The sequence below is a fragment of the Grylomicrobium aquisgranense genome, assembly GCF_033971865.1.
GTDB classification, from domain to species: Bacteria; Bacillota_I; Bacilli_A; order Erysipelotrichales; family Erysipelotrichaceae; genus Bulleidia; species Bulleidia massiliensis.
The window spans coordinates 1-22877 of the sequence record NZ_JALBUR010000028.1 but is presented as its reverse complement, the minus strand read 5'-3'; the positions used below and the strand labels follow the sequence as shown (position 1 = coordinate 22877).

The 22877-nt window shown below is 48.4% G+C and carries 21 protein-coding genes and 1 pseudogene; 5 read left to right on the top strand and 17 right to left on the bottom strand.

What is annotated here, in order from left to right; genetic code table 11:
- The 3 genes and pseudogenes from MOZ60_RS09230 to MOZ60_RS09220 form a co-directional block, all read right to left on the bottom strand.
- Window positions 1–196, bottom strand: a pseudogene (locus MOZ60_RS09230) (hypothetical protein); the annotation flags it as partial.
- A 208-nt stretch (window positions 197–404) separates the two neighbouring features.
- Complete coding sequence (locus MOZ60_RS09225; protein ID WP_370596448.1) at window positions 405–1088, bottom strand: transaldolase family protein; 684 nt, start codon at window positions 1086–1088, stop codon at window positions 405–407.
- Window positions 1089–1108: 20 nt separating this feature from the next.
- Window positions 1109–3523: a glycyl radical protein gene (locus tag MOZ60_RS09220; RefSeq protein ID WP_370596447.1), complete on the bottom strand. Its 2415-nt coding sequence runs from the start codon at window positions 3521–3523 to the stop codon at window positions 1109–1111.
- A gap of 185 nt (window positions 3524–3708) precedes the next feature.
- Here MOZ60_RS09220 and MOZ60_RS09215 point away from each other — a divergent pair, with 185 nt between their 5' ends.
- Both MOZ60_RS09215 and MOZ60_RS09210 read left to right on the top strand, forming a co-directional pair.
- A complete protein-coding gene (locus MOZ60_RS09215; RefSeq protein WP_370596446.1) occupies window positions 3709–4620 on the top strand; it encodes a glycyl-radical enzyme activating protein in 912 nt (303 codons plus the stop codon).
- 11 nt (window positions 4621–4631) lie between these two features.
- A complete protein-coding gene (locus MOZ60_RS09210) occupies window positions 4632–5381 on the top strand; it encodes a DeoR family transcriptional regulator (protein ID WP_370596445.1) in 750 nt (249 codons plus the stop codon).
- Window positions 5382–5450: 69 nt separating this feature from the next.
- On the opposite strand, the gene MOZ60_RS09205 is transcribed toward MOZ60_RS09210, so the two are convergent.
- The 5 genes from MOZ60_RS09205 to MOZ60_RS09185 all read right to left on the bottom strand — a co-directional run bounded on the left by MOZ60_RS09205 (window position 5451) and on the right by MOZ60_RS09185 (window position 12113).
- Entirely contained in the window at window positions 5451–7343 is a 1893-nt protein-coding gene (locus MOZ60_RS09205; RefSeq protein ID WP_370596444.1) for an ABC transporter ATP-binding protein, read from the bottom strand.
- The gene (locus MOZ60_RS09200) at window positions 7336–9111 is read right to left on the bottom strand and encodes an ABC transporter ATP-binding protein (protein ID WP_370596443.1); all 1776 of its coding nucleotides are present in this window, start codon (window positions 9109–9111) and stop codon (window positions 7336–7338) included. The genes MOZ60_RS09205 and MOZ60_RS09200 overlap by 8 nt, the downstream gene beginning before the upstream one ends.
- Before the next feature lie 253 nt (window positions 9112–9364).
- Window positions 9365–10288: a transketolase family protein gene (locus MOZ60_RS09195; protein WP_370596442.1), complete on the bottom strand. Its 924-nt coding sequence runs from the start codon at window positions 10286–10288 to the stop codon at window positions 9365–9367.
- Window positions 10285–11106, bottom strand: a complete 822-nt coding sequence (locus tag MOZ60_RS09190) for a transketolase (protein ID WP_108774811.1) — start codon at window positions 11104–11106, stop codon at window positions 10285–10287. The genes MOZ60_RS09195 and MOZ60_RS09190 overlap by 4 nt, the downstream gene beginning before the upstream one ends.
- A gap of 146 nt (window positions 11107–11252) precedes the next feature.
- Window positions 11253–12113, bottom strand: a complete 861-nt coding sequence (locus tag MOZ60_RS09185; RefSeq protein ID WP_370596441.1) for a DMT family transporter — start codon at window positions 12111–12113, stop codon at window positions 11253–11255.
- A 179-nt stretch (window positions 12114–12292) separates the two neighbouring features.
- Between MOZ60_RS09185 and MOZ60_RS09180 the strand changes: the two genes are divergently transcribed.
- From MOZ60_RS09180 to MOZ60_RS09170, 3 genes are all read left to right on the top strand, one after another.
- Complete coding sequence (locus MOZ60_RS09180; protein WP_370596440.1) at window positions 12293–13870, top strand: hypothetical protein; 1578 nt, start codon at window positions 12293–12295, stop codon at window positions 13868–13870.
- Window positions 13871–13995: 125 nt separating this feature from the next.
- Window positions 13996–14412, top strand: a complete 417-nt coding sequence (gene tnpA / locus MOZ60_RS09175; protein WP_370596439.1) for an IS200/IS605 family transposase — start codon at window positions 13996–13998, stop codon at window positions 14410–14412.
- Window positions 14413–14431: 19 nt separating this feature from the next.
- Entirely contained in the window at window positions 14432–15625 is a 1194-nt protein-coding gene (locus MOZ60_RS09170; protein WP_370596438.1) for an RNA-guided endonuclease TnpB family protein, read from the top strand.
- A 209-nt stretch (window positions 15626–15834) separates the two neighbouring features.
- On the opposite strand, the gene MOZ60_RS09165 is transcribed toward MOZ60_RS09170, so the two are convergent.
- The 9 genes from MOZ60_RS09165 to MOZ60_RS09125 all read right to left on the bottom strand — a co-directional run bounded on the left by MOZ60_RS09165 (window position 15835) and on the right by MOZ60_RS09125 (window position 22610).
- Window positions 15835–16482 (bottom strand): HAD family hydrolase, encoded by a 648-nt coding sequence (locus MOZ60_RS09165; protein ID WP_370596437.1) that lies wholly within the window; start codon window positions 16480–16482, stop codon window positions 15835–15837.
- Window positions 16475–17218 (bottom strand): gamma-glutamyl-gamma-aminobutyrate hydrolase family protein, encoded by a 744-nt coding sequence (locus MOZ60_RS09160; protein ID WP_370596436.1) that lies wholly within the window; start codon window positions 17216–17218, stop codon window positions 16475–16477. Before MOZ60_RS09160 ends, MOZ60_RS09165 begins: the two co-directional genes overlap by 8 nt.
- Window positions 17219–17293: 75 nt before the next feature.
- Window positions 17294–17611, bottom strand: a complete 318-nt coding sequence (locus tag MOZ60_RS09155; protein WP_108774807.1) for a PTS sugar transporter subunit IIA — start codon at window positions 17609–17611, stop codon at window positions 17294–17296.
- Window positions 17612–17613: 2 nt separating this feature from the next.
- Window positions 17614–17928 (bottom strand): PTS sugar transporter subunit IIB, encoded by a 315-nt coding sequence (locus MOZ60_RS09150; RefSeq protein WP_108774806.1) that lies wholly within the window; start codon window positions 17926–17928, stop codon window positions 17614–17616.
- Between the two features lie 25 nt (window positions 17929–17953).
- Window positions 17954–18256 (bottom strand): PTS sugar transporter subunit IIB, encoded by a 303-nt coding sequence (locus MOZ60_RS09145; RefSeq protein WP_108774805.1) that lies wholly within the window; start codon window positions 18254–18256, stop codon window positions 17954–17956.
- A 177-nt stretch (window positions 18257–18433) separates the two neighbouring features.
- Window positions 18434–18691 carry a hypothetical protein gene (locus MOZ60_RS09140; protein WP_108774804.1) on the bottom strand — a complete coding sequence of 86 codons (258 nt, stop codon included), beginning with the start codon at window positions 18689–18691 and terminating at the stop codon, window positions 18434–18436.
- 70 nt (window positions 18692–18761) lie between these two features.
- Complete coding sequence (locus tag MOZ60_RS09135) at window positions 18762–19817, bottom strand: Gfo/Idh/MocA family protein (protein WP_370596435.1); 1056 nt, start codon at window positions 19815–19817, stop codon at window positions 18762–18764.
- A gap of 12 nt (window positions 19818–19829) precedes the next feature.
- Complete coding sequence (locus tag MOZ60_RS09130; protein WP_370596434.1) at window positions 19830–21275, bottom strand: glycoside hydrolase family 1 protein; 1446 nt, start codon at window positions 21273–21275, stop codon at window positions 19830–19832.
- A gap of 99 nt (window positions 21276–21374) precedes the next feature.
- Window positions 21375–22610 (bottom strand): MFS transporter, encoded by a 1236-nt coding sequence (locus MOZ60_RS09125; protein WP_277634395.1) that lies wholly within the window; start codon window positions 22608–22610, stop codon window positions 21375–21377.
- Window positions 22611–22877 lie beyond the last annotated feature (267 nt).

Sequence of the window (22877 nt, the reverse complement as noted above, 5' to 3'; positions counted from 1 at the left end):
TATGCGTGTTATTTGAACGGATCGGTTTAACAAAGCGACTGAAATTAACTCCCTTCACCGCATCCAGAAAAGAGAACAGCATATCAGAATGAGGTACACGAATCATTGTGCTAAGTGGCAGGGCCAGTTGAACAGCGTTATAATAAGAGCGCTGATCGTGTCCTGCAAAAACGAGATCAGCATTTTTCATACTCATATTATACATGCACGCATATAATATATCAATGATAATATATGGATATTTTGCATATTTTTCGCATGAATAAATCGGCTTTTGGCTTGCACTGATAGATATACAGCGAAAATATGTGCAAGCGCAAAAAAATGAGCTGTAACAGCTTATTCAACTGTTACAGCCCCTTTTTTAGTAAAGTTGAGTGTAGTTTAAAATGAAGTTATGACAGTCAGTCCAGATCTGACATGGCAGTATGACCGGTCAGTTTCTCAAAGTCATGAATGAAATCCTGCACGGCACCATCAATGGCAGCGTTCTTAACAAAACCGTCAATGACCGCTGGTGCAGCTGTGGCAGCACCTACACCATATTTGCATAATTCCATGACCTGCTGGGAATTCTTGAAGGAAGCAGCCAGCACCATGCACTCATCCATGTGATTTCTGACCAGAATATCATGAATTTCTTTAGTTACCGCAATACCGTCATAGCCCATGTTATCAATCCGGTTGACATAGGGTGCTACATAGCTGGCACCAGCTTTGGCAGCAAGATAAGCCTGCATCGGTGTATAGACTACTGTTCCACAGGTGGCAATGCCCTCCTTCTTCAGCAGTCTGATTGCCTTGAACCCTTCCGGAATACTCGGAATCTTGACAACTGTATTCTTTCTCCCGATCAAATCCACAATCATGTGGGCATCCTTCACCATGCCTTCAGCCTGCAGTGCCACAGCCTGGGCAAACAGAATCTGATCCTCACCAATGAAGTTCCGGATCTCCTGTAAAACATTGCGGGGATCCTTCCCTGTTTTGGCAAGAATAGAAGGATTGGTTGTTACCCCATCCACCGGGTACAAGTCATAGATTCTTCTGATCTCATCCATATGGGCATCATCAATCATCAGTTTCATTTCTATTTTCCTCTTTTCTCTTACAAAGACTGTTCTGTCCTGCCGATAATATCATCCTGTGTCTTTTTGCTTAACACATTGAAGAAGGCACTGTAGCCAGCCACTCTTACAATCAGGTCCTTATGCTTTTCCGGATGCGCCTGTGCATCCAGCAGCGTTTCTCTGGAAACGATGTTGTACTGCACATGATAGCCATGCAGGCGGTTGAAGAAGCCCGCAATCAGCATTTCCAGCTTCTGCCTGTTTTCCGGCTTTGCCAGCATGGAAGGCGTCATCTTCTGATTCAGCAGCACACCGCCTGTAATCTTTTCCGTAGGCAGCTTGGCAACCGACTTGAAGACAGCCGTCGGTCCGTTTTTATCAGCATTGTGCGCAGGCGAGCACCCTTCAGCCAGCGGCTCCCATGCCTTTCTGCCATCCGGTGTTGCCCAGGTTCCCATGCCCTGGCCAACATTTGCCGAAATCGAAGAAGTGCCGCCATAGCGGATACCTCCGATCGGCCCTCTGCCATAGCGGGTATTATGATACTTTCTGATTTCATCCAGGTAGGAATCATACGCATCCACAACCAGCCGATCCACCGCATCATCATCGTTGCCATATTTTGGAGCATCATAGATGAGCATATCCTGAATCTTCCTGGATGCAGGCGAGGAGAAGTTGTCGAGAATCGCATCCCACAGCTGTGCCGGCGTTATCTTCTTTTCATCAAAGACGAGCTTCTTGATTGCCGCAAGCGAATCAGCCATATTGGCAATGCCTACCTGCAGGCCGGAGATGAAGTCATAGACAGCACCGCCTTCCTTGATCGTTTTGCCACGGCCCAGACAGTCATCTGTCAATGTCGAGCAGAGAATATCCGGCACATCTCTTTCACTTGCCTTGTCAATTGCATTCTCCACAATGACCGAATACCGTGTCATCTCCCTGACTGTCTGATCCCAGGCATTCATCAGTTGTGCATAGCTTGTCATATCCTTGAAATATCCATGACCTTTGGTAAACCGTTTTCCGCTGGTCAGATCAACGCCGTCATTCATCGCACACAGCAGCACACGCGGAAAGTTAATATAGCTCATACCTGTGCAGCGGTATCCCCACTTGCCGGGCACCGCCGTTTCCACGCAGCCAATCGCAGAATAGTTATAGGCATCTTCTTCTTTGACACCCCACTTGATGAAGGAGGGGATGATGACTTCATCATTATTGAGAGCCGGCATGCCAAAGCCAAGCCGCATCACTTCAATGCATTCATCCATGAACTTCTTATTCAGGTTATGGTGCCATCTTACGGTCAGGTTGGGCTGGGTAAGACGTGTCTGGGCAACCGACTGCAATACCAGAAAACTCAGTTCATTAACGGCATCACGATGATCCACTGTCTGGCCGCCGATCGTCACATTCTGATACATCGGTGAGCCTGCGGAAGACAGTGTATGCGCCTGGGAGCGCACCTTATTGATTGTCAGTGTCTTGATCCACAGGCATGTCAGCAGTTCCAGTGCCTGTGCTTTTGTAATCCGCTCATTCTGAAGGTCATGCATGAAATACGGGTACATATACTGATCAAAGCGACCATAGCTCAGAGAATGCCCATTGGATTCAATCTGCAGGACAAGCTGAATAAACCACACAGACTGGACTGCCTCATGGAAGGAAGAAGCCGGCTCATAAGGCATCTTTGCACAGATCCTGCTCATTTCCTTCAGTTCCTTGCGGCGGGATGGATCATGTTCCTTCTCGGCAAGTTCTGCGGCCAGTCTGCTGTAGCGCAGAGCAAAGCCATGCACTGCATCAATCGCAGTCTGCACCGCCTTATAAAACACATTCTGATCAATGGCATCCGGATCCGTCAGATCAAGAGAAGCACGCAGCTTCTCTGCCCTTTCTTCATACCCTTTCAGGCCTTCTTTCAGCAGCCTTTCGTAATTCACAGCCAGATGCGCATCCCCCGCATTCAGCTTTCCCTCCATACCGAAAACACCCGTTTCCATAAACACGCTGACTTCATCCGGCAGCAATGCCTCACCGCGGGCACGCAGATTATTATTCTCCCAGAACGGTGCAATCTCACGCAGCTGCTGTTTCGTCTCTTCCGTAATATAGAAAACATCCCCATCCCGCTTCTCAAACAAATCCAGCTCATCCATGACAAACTTCATGGTGTACTCCGGAAAAATCGGTGCATTCCTGTTCTTGGATGCCTGATTGCCGGCAAGCAGACTCTGATCCTCGATATAAATCGTCATATTCTCAAGAATCTTTTTCAGCATCAAAGCTCGTACCATCACCCGCGGCTGATTCTGGTTCTCCCTGTAAGCCTGTGTTGCCAGAATTGCCCGCTGCGCATCAATATACGGCTTTTCATCCAGCACTTCTTCCCGGAAAGCCTGCATGCGATCTGTCAGTCTGCCAAAATGTTCACTGTTTTCCATATGTCCTCCTTTTTTATTTCATACGTAACATTATATTGTTTTGTACGCAGCTTTATTGTATCCTTATCCGCCATATTCATCAATGATAATTTCTATAGTAAATAGATTATATTTCATTCGTAATATTTTTATTTCAAAGAGATGCGAAGTGTGTTAGGATTTTTCTGATCAAAGGAGCTTGAACCATGCCGGCAGACCGCAGTACAACAGGAGTTGTCTTCAACATACAGAAATTCAGTGTCAATGACGGACCGGGAATCCGTACCGTCGTCTTTATGAAAGGATGTCCGCTGCACTGTGCCTGGTGTGCCAATCCGGAAAGCCAGAGCAGGAATGTACAGGTGCTGTGGGATGAGAAACAATGCCTGCACTGCCAGCACTGCATACAGGCATGTCCCAGGCAGGCCGTATTCCTGAAAGAGGGAAAGATCCGCATCCATCATAATCTTTGTGATGGCTGCGGTATCTGTGTCAGAGAATGTCCCGGCCATGCATTATCTTCCGAAGGAGAACAAAAGAGTGCAGCAGATGTCATGAAAACAGTGATGCAGGATCTGCCTTTCTATGAAGAAAGCAATGGCGGCATCACATTATCCGGCGGAGAAATGCTCGCCCAGCCGGCGTTTGCCATCGAACTGCTGAAGGCAGCCCATGAAGAAGGCATCAACACATGCTGTGAAACAACCGGCGCATGTGATCAGAAGACCTTTCTTGATGTCATCAAACATGTGGATTATGTCCTGATGGATCTCAAGCACTATGATTCCAAAAAGCACAAAGAGTATACCGGAATACCCAATGAAACGGTTCTCGCCAATATGAAAGCAGCCATTGCGATGGGAAAAGATGTTCTGCCCAGAATTCCGGTTATTCCCGGCTTCAATGCAGAAATCAATGATGCCAGAGGACTGGTGCAGGCCCTGCAGGATGTTGGAGCCACCCGATGTCAGCTGCTGCCGTTTCATCAGTTTGGTGAGAATAAATATGCCATGCTTGGTGAAGCCTATGCCTATGCAGATGTCAAAGCACTGCACGCGGAAGGCCTGCAGGCATATCAGAAGGTATTTCTTGATGCCGGCATCGATGCCTTCTTTTAGAAAGGATTGCAATGAAAAAGAATGAACGTCTGGGAGAGATTCTGGAAATCCTGACCAGAGAGAAAAAAGCAGAAGTTGTATCACTGTCAGAACGATTATCTGTTTCCCAGGTCACCATCCGCAAGGATCTGGATACCCTGGAGGAAAAGGGCGTCATCCAAAGGGTACATGGGTATGCACAGTTATTATCTACCGATAATATCAACGGACGGCTTGCCTATCACTATGAAGCCAAACAGAAGATCGCTGAAAAAGCGGCCAGTCTCATACAGGATGGCGATACGATCATGATCGAAAGCGGCAGCTGCTGTGCCCTGCTGGCATCCGTCATAGCCAAGACAAAGAAGAATGTCACCATCGTCACCAACTCTGCCTTCATCGCCGACTACATCCGCCATCTTCCCGTGGAAATCGTACTGCTTGGCGGCATCTATCAGCCTTCCTCCCAATGCCTGGTCGGCCCCATGGTAAAACAGGCTGCCCAGTCTTACCATGTCCATTACTTCTTTGCCGGCACAGATGGCTGGAATGCAAAATCCGGCTTTTCCAACAAAGACCAGATGCGCTGCCAGGCTGTCCGCGACATGGCAGAATCTGCTCAGGAAATGGTGATTCTTACAGAGAGTGAAAAGTTTGCGGATACTGGCACAATCCCCATGAACATGAAAAACCAGCCCGGCATTGTCATCACCGATGACAAACTGCCAGAAGAGATCAAAGTACAGTTAGACGAAGAAGGAATTCAGGTGATCATGGCCTGAATTCCTTTTTCACACACAAAAACAGACAGGGGAATTTTCCTCTGTCTGTTCCAGGATCAATACATTTGCTTACTCAAGCTCAAAAGCACCTGTATACAGCTGATAATACTGTCCCTTCTGGGCAATCAGTTCTTCATGTGTACCGCGCTCAATGATGCGGCCATGGTCAAGCACAATGATGACATTGGCATTCTTGACCGTAGACAGACGGTGAGCAATGACAAATACCGTTCTGCCCTGCATCAGGCGGTCCATGCCAGCCTGTACAATCTGCTCGGTTCTGGTATCGATGGAAGAAGTTGCTTCATCCAGGATCATGACCGGCGGATCGGCGACGGCTGCTCTGGCAATCGCCAGCAGCTGGCACTGTCCCTGAGACAGATTGCTGCCATTTCCCGCCAGCATCGTCTGGTAGCCCTTTGGCAGATGGCGGATAAAGCCATCCGCACCAGCCAGCTTGGCAGCGGCAATACACTCACCATCCGTTGCGTCCAGTCTGCCATAGCGGATATTATCCATGACGGTGCCGGTAAACAACACCGTATCCTGCAGGACAATGCCCAGGGATCTGCGCAGATCCGACTTGCGGATCTTGTTGATATTGATGCCATCATAGCGGATCTTGCCGTCCGGAATGTCATAGAAGCGGTTGATCAGATTGGTGATCGTTGTCTTGCCGGCACCGGTAGCACCAACAAACGCAACCTTCTGGCCAGGCTTGGCATACAGAGACACATCATGCAGAACCGTCTTTTCCGGCGTATAGCCAAAGGTGACATCAAAGAAGCGGACATCACCCTTCAGCGGTGTATACGTCACGGAGCCATCTGCCTGATGCGGATGCTTCCATGCCCACATATCCGTCTTTTCAGATGTTTCCTCAAGCACGCCATTCTTTTCCGTCGCATTGACCAGGGTGACATAACCCTCATCCTGCTCAGGCTCTTCATCCAGCAGATCAAAAATGCGCTCTGCCCCGGCAAGACCCATGACAATGGCATTGATCTGCGGTGAAATCTGCTGAATGTTACCGGCAAACTGACGGGACATGCCAAGGAACGGCACGACCACGGCAATCGAGAACGGCAGTCCGGAAATCGAGAGATTCGGTACATTCTTCTCAATGAAGATGCCGCCGGCAACTGCCACAAACACATAGATGATGTAGCTGACATTGTTCAGAATCGGCATCAGAATGTTGGAATACTTGTTGGCATTGCGGGATGCCACAAACAGTTCCTCATTCACTTTGTCAAAGTCTGCCTCGGCAGCTTTTTCATGGTTGAACACCTTGATGACTTTCTGGCCATTGATCATCTCTTCAATGAAGCCCTCTGTCTTGCCGACATATTTCTGCTGGGCAATGAAGTAACGGGCAGACTTGCCGCCAACCTTCTTCGTGATGATCAGAGAAACAACAGATCCAATAATGATGACCAGCGCCATCCAGACACTGTAATACAGCATGATGCACAGAATCGTTGTCAGGGTGATCGCACTGATCATCAGCTGCGGGAATGACTGGGAAATCATCTGCCGCAATGCATCCGCATCATTGGTATAGTGCGACATGATATCGCCATGCTTGGTTGTATCAAAATAGCGGATCGGCAGAGATTCCATGTGATTGAACATCGTAACCCGCATCTTGTGCAGAGATCCCTGGGTAATAATTGCCATCAGCTGGTTATACATAAACCCTGCGATCAGTGAAATTGCATAGAGGATGCCAAGGATGATACACAGATGCAGAATCTGGCCAGATACCTGGCTCCATTCCAGTCCATTTGTCCAGGCATCCTGCAGAACGGCGATAACCTTCTGCTGGAAAACACTTGGGATGGAGGAAATCACAGCATTAACAATAATCAGAAAAATGACAAATGGCAGCAGTTTCGGAAAGAAGCTGAACTCCATCTGAATCAGACGCTTTACAGTCTGTCCGGCACTCTTCTTACGCATTTGCGGACACCTCCTTTGCAGCAGGCGACACCGTTTCCGTGCCCGCCTTGTTCTGCGATGTATAAACTTCCTGATAAATCTTATTCGTTTTCAGCAGTTCCTCAGAGGTACCGATGGCATTGATCTTGCCATCATCCAGAACAATGATCCTGTCAGCGTCCTCCACCGAAGAAGTACGCTGGGCAATGATAATCTTGGTCGTTTCCGGAATATATTCCTTCATTGCCTTGCGGATCATGGCATCCGTCTTTGTATCAACCGCACTGGTAGAATCATCCATAATCAGAATCTTCGGCTTCTTCAGAAGCGCCCTGGCAATACACAGACGCTGCTTCTGACCGCCGGACACATTCGTGCCTCCCTGCTCAATGCGGGTATTGTAGCCATCCGGGAACTGATTGATAAACTCATCCGCACAGGCAAGATGACATGCCTCTTTGATCTGCTCATCCGTCGCATCCGGATTGCCCCAGCGCAGATTGTCCGCAATCGTACCAGAGAACAGCACATTCTTCTGCAGAACCATGGCAACGGCATCACGCAGCACCTTCAGATCATAATTGCGCACATCTTCCTTGCCAACCCGCACCGTGCCTTCCGTGACATCATACAAACGCGGAATCAGAGAAACAAGCGATGACTTGGACGAACCAGTACCGCCAATAATGCCAATCGTCTCACCAGACCTGATATGAAGTTCAATATGATCCAGCACATGGCGGTCAGCCAGCGGATTGTACTTGAACGCAACATTGTCAAAGTCAATGGAACCATCCTTGACTTCCATGACCGGATGTGCCGGCGAAGTCAGCGTACTCTTCGCCTTAAGCACTTCCGCAATTCTTTCAGCACTCTCGGCAGAGAAAGTAATCATGACAAAGATCATCGACAGCATCATCAGCGAGACAAGAATCTGGAAAGAATACGTCAGCATCGTTGACAACTGTCCGACATCGAATGCCTGTCCATGAGAGAGAATGACCGTTCTGGATCCAACCGAAAGCACAAACAGCATGACGCTATAGATGGCAACCTGCATCAGCGGGTTGTTCCAGGCAAGAATGCGCTCTGCTTTGGTGAAAATTTTCTGAATTTCCTGCGAAGCATGATCAAACTTCTTTTCCTCATAATTTTCACGCACATAGGACTTCACTACCCGGATGCCAGTAACATTTTCCTCCACGGATTCATTCAGGGCATCATACTTCGGGAAGCCCCTGCGGAATAACGGCATGGCAGACTTTGCCACAATGTACAGGCCAAGACCGAGGAAAGGAATAACGATCAGAAAGATAAAAGACATCCTGCCGCCCATCATATATGCCATGATGAAAGAGAAAATCAGGTTCATCGGTGCTCTGATGGCAGTACGGATAATCATCATGAATGCCATCTGTACGTTATTGATATCCGTAGTCAGTCGGGTCACCAAAGAGGCAGATGAAAACTGGTCAATGTTTGCAAATGAGAAACTCTGGATGTTGTAGAAAACATCATGGCGCAGATTCTTGGCAAAGCCGCAGGCACTGTCAGCACAGTAAATGCCCGCCATCCAGCCGCAGAACAAAGACGCAAATGCCAGCAAGAGCATCTTCCAGGCATAGCCGACGATCACATTCAGTCCCGCCCCAGCCTTGATGTCATTGACAAGCATGGCAATCAGAAACGGAATCAGAGCTTCACAGATTACCTCACCAGTCACAAACACCGGTGTCAGGATCGTTGCCCGCGTATACTCACGCAGGCTCTTCAGAAGTGTTTTAATCATACATACTCCTTTCCCTGTATAGATCTAATCATACAGCCGCCTCCTCAAAAAGAAAAAGCGGGGATCATTTTCCCCTCAAAGCGGAATTACTTCCGCAATAAAACTGCATGCGCTATTGTAAACCCCTTTCTCGTCAAATATCAACAGCAATAGAGTTAGATCACCAACATTTCACAAAGGTCGTGTCCATCCATTTTACAACGCAAAAGACGAAAAAAGCTGCCCGGCAGCCACCGGACAGACTCTTTCAAAATCAAAGCAGGAACTGCTCAATCTGGCTGGCAACGCCCTCACCATCCAGCTGATATTCATGCAGCAGAACATCCGCTGCAGCACTCTCGGCAAAGCCATACATGCCGATATGATGAATGAAGCGCGGGCATGATTCACTGGCAATATCACTGATCAGAGAACCAAGGCCGCCAATCACGGAATGTTCCTCAACCGTGAACACCTTCTCACTCTCTTCCAGTACCTTGACAATGCCGTCTTCATCCGCCGGCTTCAATGAGCATACATCCACCACCGTCAGATCAATACCCTTCTTTGCCAGAATGTCTGCCGCCTTCATGCTGGACTGTACCATCAGACCTGTCGCAAATACCGAGATCTTCTGATGGCCATGGCGCAGCACATTGACCTTGGTAATATCAAACTTTGTGTCCGGTGTATAGAAATCTTCCACCTTGGATCTGCCAAGACGGATATAGCATGGTCCATCATAAGCAGCCGCATAGTCTACCACTGCCTTGGTCTCATACTGGTCACACGGACAGAACACAGCCAGACCGGTAATGGCTCTCATGATCGCAATATCCTCAATGGCCTGATGTGAACAGCCGTCTTCACCAACCGTGATGCCGGCATGGGAACCGGCAATCTTCACATTCAGATGCGGATAGGCAACACTGTTGCGGATCTGTTCCCAGCATCTGCCGGTCGCAAACATGGCAAATGTGCTGGCAAACGGAATATAGCCGCTGGCCGCAAGACCAGCTGCCGTGCCGATCATATCCTGCTCGGCAATACCCATATCAAAGAAACGTTCCGGGGCCACCTTGCCAGCCATGGCACTCTTGGTGCTGCCGGCCAGATCGGCATCCAGCACAACAATCTTCGGATTCTCGGCAACGAGCTTTGCCAGCTCCTCACCATATGCTTCACGTGTTGCCTTCATGCCTTCTCAACCCCCAGTTCTCTCATTGCTTCATGGTACTGCTCTTCATTCGGTGCCTTGCCATGCCAGCCAACCTGGTTCTCCATGTAGGAAACACCCTTGCCCTTGATTGTATGGGCAATGATGCAGGTAGGCTTGCCCTTGCATGCCTTTGCGGCATCAAAAGCCTTCTGGATCTCATCATAATTGTGGCCGTCAATCTCGATCGTATTCCAGCCAAAGGCCGCAAACTTCGGTGCAAACGGCTCCGGTCCGATGACATCAGATACCTTGCCATCGATCTGCAGACCATTGTTATCAATGATCGCACAGAGATTGTCCAGCTTGTAATGGGCAGCTGCCATGGCAGCCTCCCACACTTCGCCTTCCTCACACTCACCATCACCAAGCAGTGTATAAATGCGATGGTCATTCTTGTCCAGGCGGTTGGCAAGTGCCATGCCTACAGCAGCCGCAACACCCTGGCCCAAAGAGCCTGTACTCATATCAATGCCATCCAGGTCATTCATATCCGGATGTCCCTGCAGGCGGGAATGCAGGTGGCGGATCGTCAGAAGCTCTTCTTCAGGAAGAAAGCCCTTCTCTGCCAGCACCGCATACAGCAGGGGAGCCGCATGCCCCTTTGAGAGAACAAACCGGTCACGGTCAATCGTGCCAACGTTATCCTTATTGATGTCCATGACATTGAAGTAAAGAACCGTCAGAAGATCCGCGGCAGACAAAGATCCACCCGGATGTCCCGACTTGCCGGCATACACCTCACGAATGATATTCACCCGAATGTTATGTGCATGCTGCTGCAGCTCGCTCTGATCCATTTTTTATAGACCCTCCATATCGGCAATATTCTAACACACAACCACCAACTTGACAGCATTGGCAAAATACTCACATGACTGCAGGCACAATCATATGATGCGCAATAGATGGAAAGCTGTCATTTCTGAATGGCATGATTTCTCTTTTACGCTGCCTTATCTCTTGTTGTAGAAATCCAGACACCGAGCAGAATGATGGCACCGCCGATCAGTTTTCTGCGTGTGATGGTTTCATGCAGGATACCCCAGGAGAGCAGCACGCCAAAGATCGGCATCAGGTTCATGATGACTGCAGCTGTGGATGCCTTCATACCCTTTAAGCCATAGTTATACAGCAGTAAGGCACCCAGTGAGCACGCCGTGCTGAGATACAGAAGGGTAAGGATAAAGGCAGGCGTGATATTGGTCAGAACTGGTTTTTCCAGTGCCAGCATCGGTACAAAGAAGACTGTCCCGATGGCACATTGATACATGGTCAGTGTAAAAGAATCATATTTGTGGGAGATCGACTTGGTCTCATAGTTATAGAAACCCCACAGGCAGCCGTCAAAGAGTAATAACAAATCGCCAAGAAGAGAGGATGACTGCGCAGGATCAAACTGGGTCAGTACCGCGACTCCGATGATGGATGCGGCAATGCCTGCCAGCATTCTTTTCGATGGCCGTTCCCGATAGACGACAAGTCCCACAAGTGCGGTTAAGGCAGGGAACGCAGCTTCAATTAAGGAGGCATCGGAAGCCGAAGTCATTGCCAGTGCCGCATTCTCCAATGCGTAGTACACACTGATACCCAGAATTGCGGAAACAAGAACCGGCTTTAAGTCCTGCTTTGCAATATGCACCCTGTTCTTACGGAACAAGAAAACCATCATCATCAATACAGAAGAAATGGCAAAGCGGATCAGGCACAGCAGGATCGGCGTAATGGATGCATAGGCAATCTTGGTGGCAATCACCGATGAACTCCAGAAAAAGATGGCAAGTATGGCACACAGGTAGTATTTCATGCATTTTCCCCTTATCGTGCACCATTGTAGCATTTCCACCTGTCTTCCAAACATACTCCATATCATGCACACTACGTGTTATCCCATTATTATGAGTGTCATAATATTATTACTTTTTTGAGTATTTTATTTCGAAATGGTGTAATATATGAATGTAATAATATTGGGGAGGTGATGGTATGCACCTGGGGATGTCCAAATCAAAAAATTCTACGTCTCTGTATGTGTTGAAATCCACATACAGCAATGGCTTTCACTCGACCAAGATTGTCGAGAAGCTTGGCACGGTGGAAGAACTGCAGAAAAAGCTGAATGGGGAAGATCCGATTGCCTGGGCTAAGAAGCACATTGAAGAGATGAACCGGCTGGAGAAGGAAGAGCGCCGTGAAGTGACGGAAAAATACTCACCGGTCAAGCAGATTGAGAAGAATGAGCAGCGCACGTTCAATGGCGGCTATCTGTTTCTGCAGCAGGTTTACAACACGCTTGGTTTCCCGCAGCTCTGCAAGGATATCCAGCGGCGCCATCATCTGAATTACAATCTGGATGCGATTCTGTCACGCATGATCTACAGCCGTCTGATTTATCCGGATGCCGGCATGCCGCTGTATGATGCGTCCCGCCTGTTCATCGAACAGCCGGATTTCACGCCGCGCCAGATCATCCGTGCCACCGAAGTTCTGGCTGAAGAAGCTGACCGCATTCAGGAAACAGTCTATGCCAATACCAGAAGAATCTTCGGCCACAGCACTTCCACACTGTACTTTGATGCGACCACCTGTCTGTATGAAGCCGGCACCATCAAAGGCAGACAACTGCCGGTTATTCCGATGGACCTGTATTTTGACGGCAACTTCATGCCGATCTGCTACTCCATCAACCCTGAGCATCTCAAGGAAGTACCGCAGACAAGACTGGAAAAGCAGCTGCGTGATTCCTTCCGCACTTCGCAGGCCATTTCCTTTACCGACAGCGGCATCGTCTCCGGTGCCAGTGCCACCTTCAAAGACTGGGGCATTCCCAATGGCTACATCATGCTGCTGAGCTATGACAACATGCGGGATGAAGAAAAGCGCGCTGCCCAGGATCCCACCGGCTGGTCCCGTTCGGACACTGCCGGCCTGTTTGATCTGAGCAAGCTGCGCAAAGAAAGTGAAATTTCCAATCCATCTCGTTTCTATTACAAAGAAATGCAGGTACATGCCCCTGGCGGACTGCGCAGAGTCATCATTACCTACTCCAATCACTATGGCACGATTGAACGCCTGGAACGGGAACTCAACATGCTGCGAGGCGGTGATCCGCTGCTCTTCCAGCAGCCAGCCAATATGCCAAGCTATGCCGATGGCATTGCCGTCTATGTCACCAACACAGAGATTCCGGCAAAGGACATCATCAAGATGGAAGATACCCGCTCCAATGCGCATAACATCTTCCGCATCCTGAGCATGGAGATCCCAGACAATACCGACGGCATCCCGCTGAGTGATGAGATCCAGGCTCACTTCATCACATGCTTCTGCACACTGACGGTTGTGTCTGCCCTTGTAAAGCGGCTGGATATGTTCGGCCGTTCCGGCGAAGTACTCGAGCAATTGCGCCGCATGAACTTCATGAAGATCCAGTCGGAAGGCTATGTGCCGCTGTATACCCGTACAGATCTGACCGATCTCTTGCATGACAATGCCGGTTTCCGCACCGACCACCAGATCATCTCCAAACGGCAGATGGACAAGATCCTCAAAGCAAGAGTTTAAGAAGTATGCCGATTCATCTCCCTTACTTGTAGGGGAGATGAATCGGCCTTTTTAAACTATGTGTACCATACATATTTGCTTGATAATAATACATATATTCGAATGATATATACTATACTATATGTATGAAAGATGACAGATATATACATGCGCGTACCTGCGTATACAACAATCACTATCACATTGTCTGGTGCGTCAAATACAGGCGTAAAGTGCTGACACCTGATATAGAAAAGTCACTGCAGCAGATCTTACACGATGTGGCCGCGGAGAATGGCTTCTCACTTGACCAGTGCGAGGTTGGTGAAGCAGACCATGTACATTGCTTTGTGACCGCTCCTCCAAAGCTGTCAATTACATTTATTGTCAAGCACCTGAAAGGAACATCAGGTCTGCGCCTGTTCAAATTGTATCCAGAGCTCAGAAACCAATTATGGAGAGGACAGTTGTGGAATGGCTCTTATTTCATTGAAACGATAGGATCTGCGAGCGAAGAAAATGTAAAACGCTATATTGCTCATCAGCAGAATGTTCAACGCTAACTGGAAAGGAGCGGCAGGTATGTCGAATAGCACAAATGCAAAGAAAAGAAAACCGGGACAGTGTGCCTCTGCAAATGTTGATCGCATTGCATTGCGCTTTTGCGGCATGCCGACATCTGCTCAAATGGAGACGTTAAACCAGACGCTTGGCGCCTGCAGATGGCTGTATAATCGCATGCTGTATGATCGGTCTGCATGTTATAAGCAGACAGGTGAGTCATTAAATCTGACGCCCGCATGGTACAAACATCTGTCATGCTGTCAATGGCTGAAAGAGGTTGATTCGCTTGCGCTTGCAAACGTGCAGCTGCACCTTAACAGAGCGTTCGGCAACTTCTTCAATGGCAAATCTGCCTATCCGAAGTATAAAAGAAAAGCTGATCATTATGATTCATACACAACAAATATTGCCTCCAAAGGCGCAACCAATCTGCGTTTTCGGATGGGCAAAAGAAAAACAGGCTTCCTCAAACTCCCTAAGATTGATGGAGAAATCAGGGTCAGAGCACATCGTACGGTGCCAGCACACGGCGTACTGAAGTCTGTTACTGTCACCCATGAGCCTGATGGCAAATACTATTTTTCACTCCTGTACGAAGTGCCGCATGAAGAGATATGCCATGACATTGATCCGGATAATGCAATCGGGCTGGATATGTCTATGCATAACTTTTGTGTCGATTCCAACGGCAAGCATATCGATTATGGCAAACCATATCATGCTATGCAGAACAGAATTGCCAGAGAGCAGAGAAAACTGTCTCATATGGAGAAAGGATCTTCCAACTATCATAAGCAGCGGGTAAAAATCGCAAAGCTGAGTGCGAAAGCCAAGCATCAGCGCAGCGATGCCTTACACAAGCTGTCACGACAGTTAGTGGATACCTACGACATGATCGGAATAGAGGATCTGAATATGAAGGCAATGTCACAGTCTTTGCATTTTGGAAAGTCTGTTGGCGACAAGGGATGGGGTATGTTTACCAGCATGCTTGCTTATAAAGCACAGAGGGCTGGAAAGCGCGTCATCAAAGCTGGGAAGTTCTTTCCCAGCAGCCAGATGTGCCATGCATGCGGGACATTGCACAAGCTCACCAAAGATTTGGCTGTGCGTGAGTGGACATGCCCTGACTGCGGACATCATCATGATCGTGATGAAAACGCAGCGCTGAATATCAGAGATGAGGCAGTGCGGATCTACTGCACATGCTGAAATAAAGCAACAACAACCGCTGGGACGGCGGGGATAGCCTGAAACCACTGTATGGAGAATGCAAGACCATGCAGAATACCTACAGCAGAATGCATCGCGCCTCATGGGAAACTATGAGATACGTACACATTCCTGACAGTCTGGAAACACAGGAAAAAAGAAAAGTGGCCTGTGCCACTTTGAAGCTCGGTTACTTGTAGCCGAGTAGTTCACAGGATCTTCTTCAGGTCAGAAATGTGATGAATCACCGGGATATCCATTGTGCATTTACGTTCCTGGTTGAGGATCCATACCGGCTTCATGCCTGCCCGCCAGGATCCCAGCACATCCCGATAGAAGATATCGCCGACATAGACACATTCTTCCGGTTTCGCCCCAGCCAGTTCACAGGCTTTCAGAAACAGCCTGGGATCTGGCTTTTTGATGCCAAAATCACCGGAAATAAATACCATGTTTTCATCAAAGAAGCTCTCCAGCCCGCTTTTTTTCAGCTTGCTCCGCTGGGCATCGGAAGGTCCGTTGGAAATGATGCCAAGCCGGTATTTCTTTTCAAGATAAGAAAGCGTATCTGCCGCATCCTCCATCGGCACACAGTACTTGTACAGTTGGGAATCCCAGTACGTATTGAAGTCAGGATAGGGCAGATGAATATCAAACACCTTTGCCAGCATCTCCTTGATGTAATTCTTGTTTACATCACCCTTCTGATCCCAGATCATCACTTCCTGCAGCACCGCTTCAAACTCCATTCCCGAAAGATCCGTATTCTCTTTCAGAATGTCATGATACGCATTCCAGGCATACAGTTCCCGGTTGCCAAGCGTATCATCAAAGTCAAAGAAGATCGTCTTAATCATGATGTGCTTCCTCACACACATGCAGGAATGCCTTGAACAAAGACAGCATCTGTTTGTTTCCACAGGCGGTCATCATCTCGGGATGAAACTGCACCCCGCACATGAATGTGCCATCATCTTTTTCCATGCCTTCCACAATCCCATCCGGTGCCTTGGCAGTCACATGAAAGCCGTCTGCAATATCCTTGACACTCTGATGATGCCAGGAATTGACCATGGCTTCTTTGCCAAGAACGCCGGCAAGGAAGGAATCCTGCTGAATGGAAATGGCATGGGTGGCCTGTTCACGGGGCCGCTTTTGATCATGCTGAATGGCATGGGGATACTGACTTGGGATATCCTGGTACAGTGTGCCTCCATATGCCACATTGATGGCCTGCAGACCTTTGCAGATGCCAAAAACAGGGATTGAAAGAACATCACAGGCATGAATCACAGCCAAAAAGAACCGGTCTGTGCCTGTATCACACATGCCGCATGAGGGCAGAACCTGCTCGCCATATATTAAGGGATCCATATCAGCCCCACCGGTCACAATCACACCATCCAGACCGGATACCATGTCCGAAACATCATCCAGATCAGAGATCACCGGCAGAATGATCGGAATGCCGCCAGCCAGAGAAATACTGTCTACATAATCCTGGTTGACATAGGCACGCTTTGTGCCAATAAATACATCATTTGTGTCCATCTGCTCAAAATTGCCAAGCAGACCAATTTTCATCTTTGTCATGCAAAAACCTCCATGCACCCATTGAAGCACAAAAAAGACTCTGCATAAAGCAGAGCCCTCATGTGTGTGACAGAATTACTTCTTTTCAGCAAGCTTCTTGTACAGTGTGACAAAACGCTCAGCCAGAATACCGAATGCCTCAGCACTCATCAGCTGGTCCTCAGCATGAGTCAGCAGAAGATCCATCTCAACCTTCTCACCCTGTGCTGTCTTTGTCAGCAGCTTGGCATGAGCATCATGCCCCTGTGTGAAAGCCTCCTGGCCTTCCTTGATCAGCTTCTCAGCCTCGTCGAAGTTTCCTTCTGCAGCCGCATCAATCGCACCAATATAATTGGAGCGTGCTGTTCCTACAGATGCAATAATATTAAATGCTACAAGCTCTGTTCCTTCCATGCTTACTTTCCTTTCTTCATCAGCTCTTCAGCGCGGGCCAGTGTTCCCTTGCCATCCATCAGGCCATACATCTGCATCGGGATATCGCTGATTGCCTTATCCGGATGAGCAGCCTGCAGCTTGCCAAGCGCATAACGAACCTGCGGGCCAAGCAGAATGGCATCTGCCTTCTCATACTCACGGTCAAAATCACCCAGTGAATAGGCAGCAATGTCATAATCCTTGCCCTGTGCCTTTGCAGCTTCCTTCATCTTGTTCACAAGCAGGGATGTAGACATACCTGCTGCGCAGAATAATCTGATTACCTTTTCAGCCATGATTCTTTCTCCTTTTTATCTATGCTTACTTCAGATGCTTCTCAGCCAGTGCCAGTGCAGCAGCACCGTCCATCAGGCCATAAGAACGCATATCAATCACATCAACCGGCTTGTTCGGGAACAAACCCTTCATCTTGGACAATGCGAAACGAACCTGCGGGCCAAGCAGAATAACATCTGCGTCTGCTCCCTTGGCATCCGCTTCTGAAAGAGAATATGCATTGATATCATAATCCTTTCCATTCTTCTTCGCAGCTTCTCTCATCTTATTGACGAGCAGGCTGGTAGACATGCCAGCCGAGCAAAACAATGTGATTTTCTTTGCCATAATGATTCACCTTTCTTTCAGCTACATTAGCCTTTCTGCTTCTAGGATATATCGAAACCGCTATCATTTCAATCATTTACCGTGTCATGAAACTGTCTTTTTTTGTCATATTTTACGTATTCATGACACTTTTCATCCAGACGAAAAAAGCAGGAAACAACTTCCTGCCTTCCTGTATCAGCCAATTTTGCCGCCCGTAAACTTCTGACCATTGATCAGAACACGGATCATCAGCACACCGCCCCATGGCTGAGACTTGATCAGCTTCTTGGCGTAGTCAGCCGGATTGCCGTCCGTGCCTTCTTTATAAGTAGCCTCAAACTGCATCTCCATCGGGCTCAGATTCTTTACATACACATACTTCGGATTCTCATTGGCTTCCAGAAGCTTGCGGATCTCATCACGCTTCAAAGCTGAGTTAACATTTACCAGCATCTTCATCTCTCCTTTTTACGATCTTATTATAATGCACTCTGTTTCAAAGTGAACAGCAGAAACTTAATGTTCAAAAGCCGCCCACATGGAAATGCTTCATGATCTCCGGCATTTCCTGTGTCTGCTCCTGTGTTTCTTCCGTCTCCTCATCACACGGAAACTCAATCCCGGCATCCTGTCTGCCATTGTCCAGGACCGCCATCACCTGCAGGCTGCGCTGCAGCCAGATCTCCATCTGACTGCGCTCATTGTGATCCATCACTTCCTGCATGCGGACAAACTCCGTGACCATCTTGTCCGGCTCCTCATGGGTATCAATACGCGTCACTGCTTTTGTCTTCCGGTCCGTGAACGTCACATTGTCGATATACCCCGGACGGTCATCAATCACGATTGTGCCATCGGTTCCCTGCATGACAATGCCGCTGTGGGATGCCGAATCCTTGGCCGCTGTACATACAGCCTTGAACTGGCCATAGTCCATTAACAGCACACCGGAAGTATCAATGCCATTCCAGCCCTTGTTGGCCATGTAATAGCTGAACCGCGGGGCGCCAAACAAGCCTGCCACAAAGTGCACGTTATATACATTCAGATCATACAGGGCACCACCGGCAAGAGCCGGGTCAAAAGCCGGTGCCACATCATGATTGACATAGCGGTCATAGCGGGAGGAATACTGCGAGAAGTTGCAGCGGATCAAAGTCAGGTCACCAAGCTTGTCCAGCCACGGAATCAGCTCTTCATAGTTGGCAGAATAGCGGGACATGATGGCCTCAAACAGCCAGGCACCTGTCTCTTGGGCAATCTGTACAAGTTCCTGTGCCTGTGCATAGGTAGCACAGAACGGTTTTTCGACAATGACATTCTTGCCTGCAAGCATCGCCTTTTTCGCAAATGCATCATGCACACTGTTAGCCAGGCCGATATAAACCGTGTCGAAGCTTTCATCTTTCAGAAAAGCATCATAGTCTGTATAGACAGATGAAATGTGGAAAGCATCTGCCACCGGCTGGCCATGATCAGGATTGCGGCACCACAGTGCGGTCACCGGAATCTCTGCCTTTGCAAAGCAGGACAGCGCCTGGCGGACAATCATGCCATTGCCGCAGACACCAACTCTCATGCCATCACCTTCTCAGTCAAGATCCTCACCATTGCTGGCAATGACCTTTTTGTACCAGTAGAAAGAATCCTTTCTTTCACGGTGCAGATCACCGTTGCCATCGTTATCCTTGTCAACATACACAAAGCCATAGCGCTTCTTCATCTCACCGGTAGATGCCGAAACAAGATCCGTGCAGCCCCACATTGTATAGCCCATCAGATCTACGCCATCTTCCACAGCTTCCTTCATCGCCTTGATATGATCACGCAGATAGTTGATGCGGTACGTATCATGGAACTTGCCATCCGCACTGCGCTCATCCACAGCACCAAGGCCATTCTCGACCACAAACAGCGGAATCTCATAGCGGCCATAGATCTCATTCAGATAGATGCGCAGGCCTTCCGGATCAATCTGCCAGCCCCAGTCACTTGCCTTGAGATACGGATTCGGCACACCGGTAAACATATTGCCGGCTTTCTTCTGTACTTCCGGATCTACCGTAGCGGTGGAAGACATGTAATAGGAGAAGGAATAGAAGTCAACCGTGCCCTCCTTGATGTCCTCAAGATCACCCGGTTCCATGCGTACATGGATGTTGTGATCCTTGAAGTAGCGCTTTGCATAGTAAGGATAATGACCTCTGACCTGCACATCGCCGCAGAACCAGTTGTTCATATTCATGCGGTCCTGTGCTTCCTTGACATCCGCCGGATTGCACGTATACGGATACACCATCTGGCCGGCAATCATCAGACCGATCTTGAAGTCAGGATTGATCTGGTGGCCGATCTTAACCGCTCTTGCACTTGCCACAAACTGATTATGCAAAGCCGTAAAGCGGTCAGATGCCTCTTCCGGTGTCTCGCTCATCTTGAACATCGGCTTGCCATCTTCGCCATGCATGCCAAGCGACATGATGCGGCCCATCGCACCGGCACCGATATTGATCTCATTAAAGGTCAGCCAGTACTTCACTTCATCCTTGTATTCATTGAACAAGGTTGTGGCATACTTGACAAAGCAGTCAATCACTTCACGTCCGACCCAGCCATTGTACTTTTCACTCAATGCCCATGGCAGCTCATAGTGGGAAATGGTCACCAGCGGCTCAATGCCATACTTTCTGCACTCCGCAAACACATTGTGATAGAAGGCAAGGCCCTTCTCATTCGGTTTTTCCTCTTCACCAGTCGGAAAGATTCTGGCCCAGTTGACGGACAGACGGAAGCACTTGAATCCCATTTCACCATACAGGGCAATGTCTTCCTTGTAGTGATGATAGAAGTCCACAGATTCATGGGAAGGATAGTAAACATCCGGATGGATTTCCTTATCCCACAGACGCGGCGTGCTCACTGTACCGCCGCGGATATGGTCAGGGACATTCTCACCCTTGCCGTCTTCCTTCCAGGCACCCTCAAACTGATTGGCAGCTGTTGCGCCTCCCCACAAAAAATCTTTTGGAAATGGCATATTTTCTCCTCCTGTTAAAAAAGGACACCTGAAAAGATGTCCTCAAAGCCAAAGATTGTTTTTTGCCAAACACCTCTGCATGCCTTTATTATAGCAAAGTTATTTTGTTGCGGCAGATTTGCGCAGAAGCAGGGCGCCGATGATAAACAGAATGCCAAGCGTTGCAACCGAGATATTGACGCTGTTGGTCAGAGATACCGTGACGCCGACAAGCATTGTGCCCATGAAAGAAGCACCCTTGCCGCAGATATCATACAGGCCGAAGTACTCACCCGAAGCATCGTTTGGAATCAAAGAAGCGTAGTAAGAACGGGACAGTGCCTGGATTGCCCCCTGGAACATACCGACCACAAATGCCATGATGCCAAACTGCCACAGAGAATGCATGAACAGGGCAAATACAGCAACGGCAAAGTAACCGCCGATGCAGATGGAGATCAGCGTCAAAGAACTGTACTTCTTGGACAGATTGCCAAACAATGACGCAAAGGCAAAGGCAACCACCTGCGTTAACAGCAGCACAACCAGCAGGCCGACCTGATTCAAGCCAAGCGAAGTACCGATCGCAACCGCCTCATCGATGATTGTATACACACCGTCAATATAGAAGAAGAACGCCAGCAGGAAGTAAAATATCTTCTTTTCATTTGTATACATGTGCGTCAGCGTATGGCCAATGCGGGCAAAGGAAGCACGGATCTTTCCCGAAGCGTGTTCCACATAGTTCTTCTGTTTGTAGCCCTTGAGCAATGGCATCGTCACAAACAGCCACCACAATGCCACCACAAGGAAGGCAAGGAAGATCGACAGCTTTTCATTCATTTTGCCGGTATTGCCGAGCAGATACAGGGCAAGGGCAACAATGAACGGGATGCAGGAGCCAAGATATCCCCATGCATAGCCAAAGGAGGAAACCTGATCCATTCTTTCCGGCGTCGTCACATCAATCAGCATAGAGTCATACAGAACAAGTGAAGACTGATAGGCAATCTTGGCAACCACATACGTAACCAGATACAGCATCCAGTTTGGCACAGCGCCAAGCATTGCACAGCCAATGACGCCAATGATCAGAACAGCCATGAACATCGGTTTGCGGAAGCCTTTGTTATCCGAAATGGAACCAAGAATCGGTCCCAGGAAGGCAACCACCACAGTTGCAATCGATGTCGCATAGGACCAGGCGGCCAGATAGGCACTGCCTGACATGCCAGCATTCTTTGCCAGCGCATTGAACCAGATCGGAATCAGGGTTGACACCATCATCGTAAATGCCGAATTGCCGATGTCATACATGATCCATGACTTCTCCAGCTTGTTAAAGTTCTTTAACATACCTTTCCTCCCAATGCATTCTTTGTAAATTTATCATTCTTCCAAAAACGCTGCTATCTTCTTTCAGTATAGTGTATGTAAAGAACATGTAAAATCAGTTTTTTCACTTTTTTGACAAAAAAAAAGGAGAGACTGATCTCCAATGTCATTAAGTTAGGGCTTGATGATTGAAACGCTTTGTATTTTGTAAGAATACAAGGCGTTTTTTTTGATGGCCAAAAGGGTCCGTATTTTTTTGGATGATTATCTAAAAAAATACTTGACAGC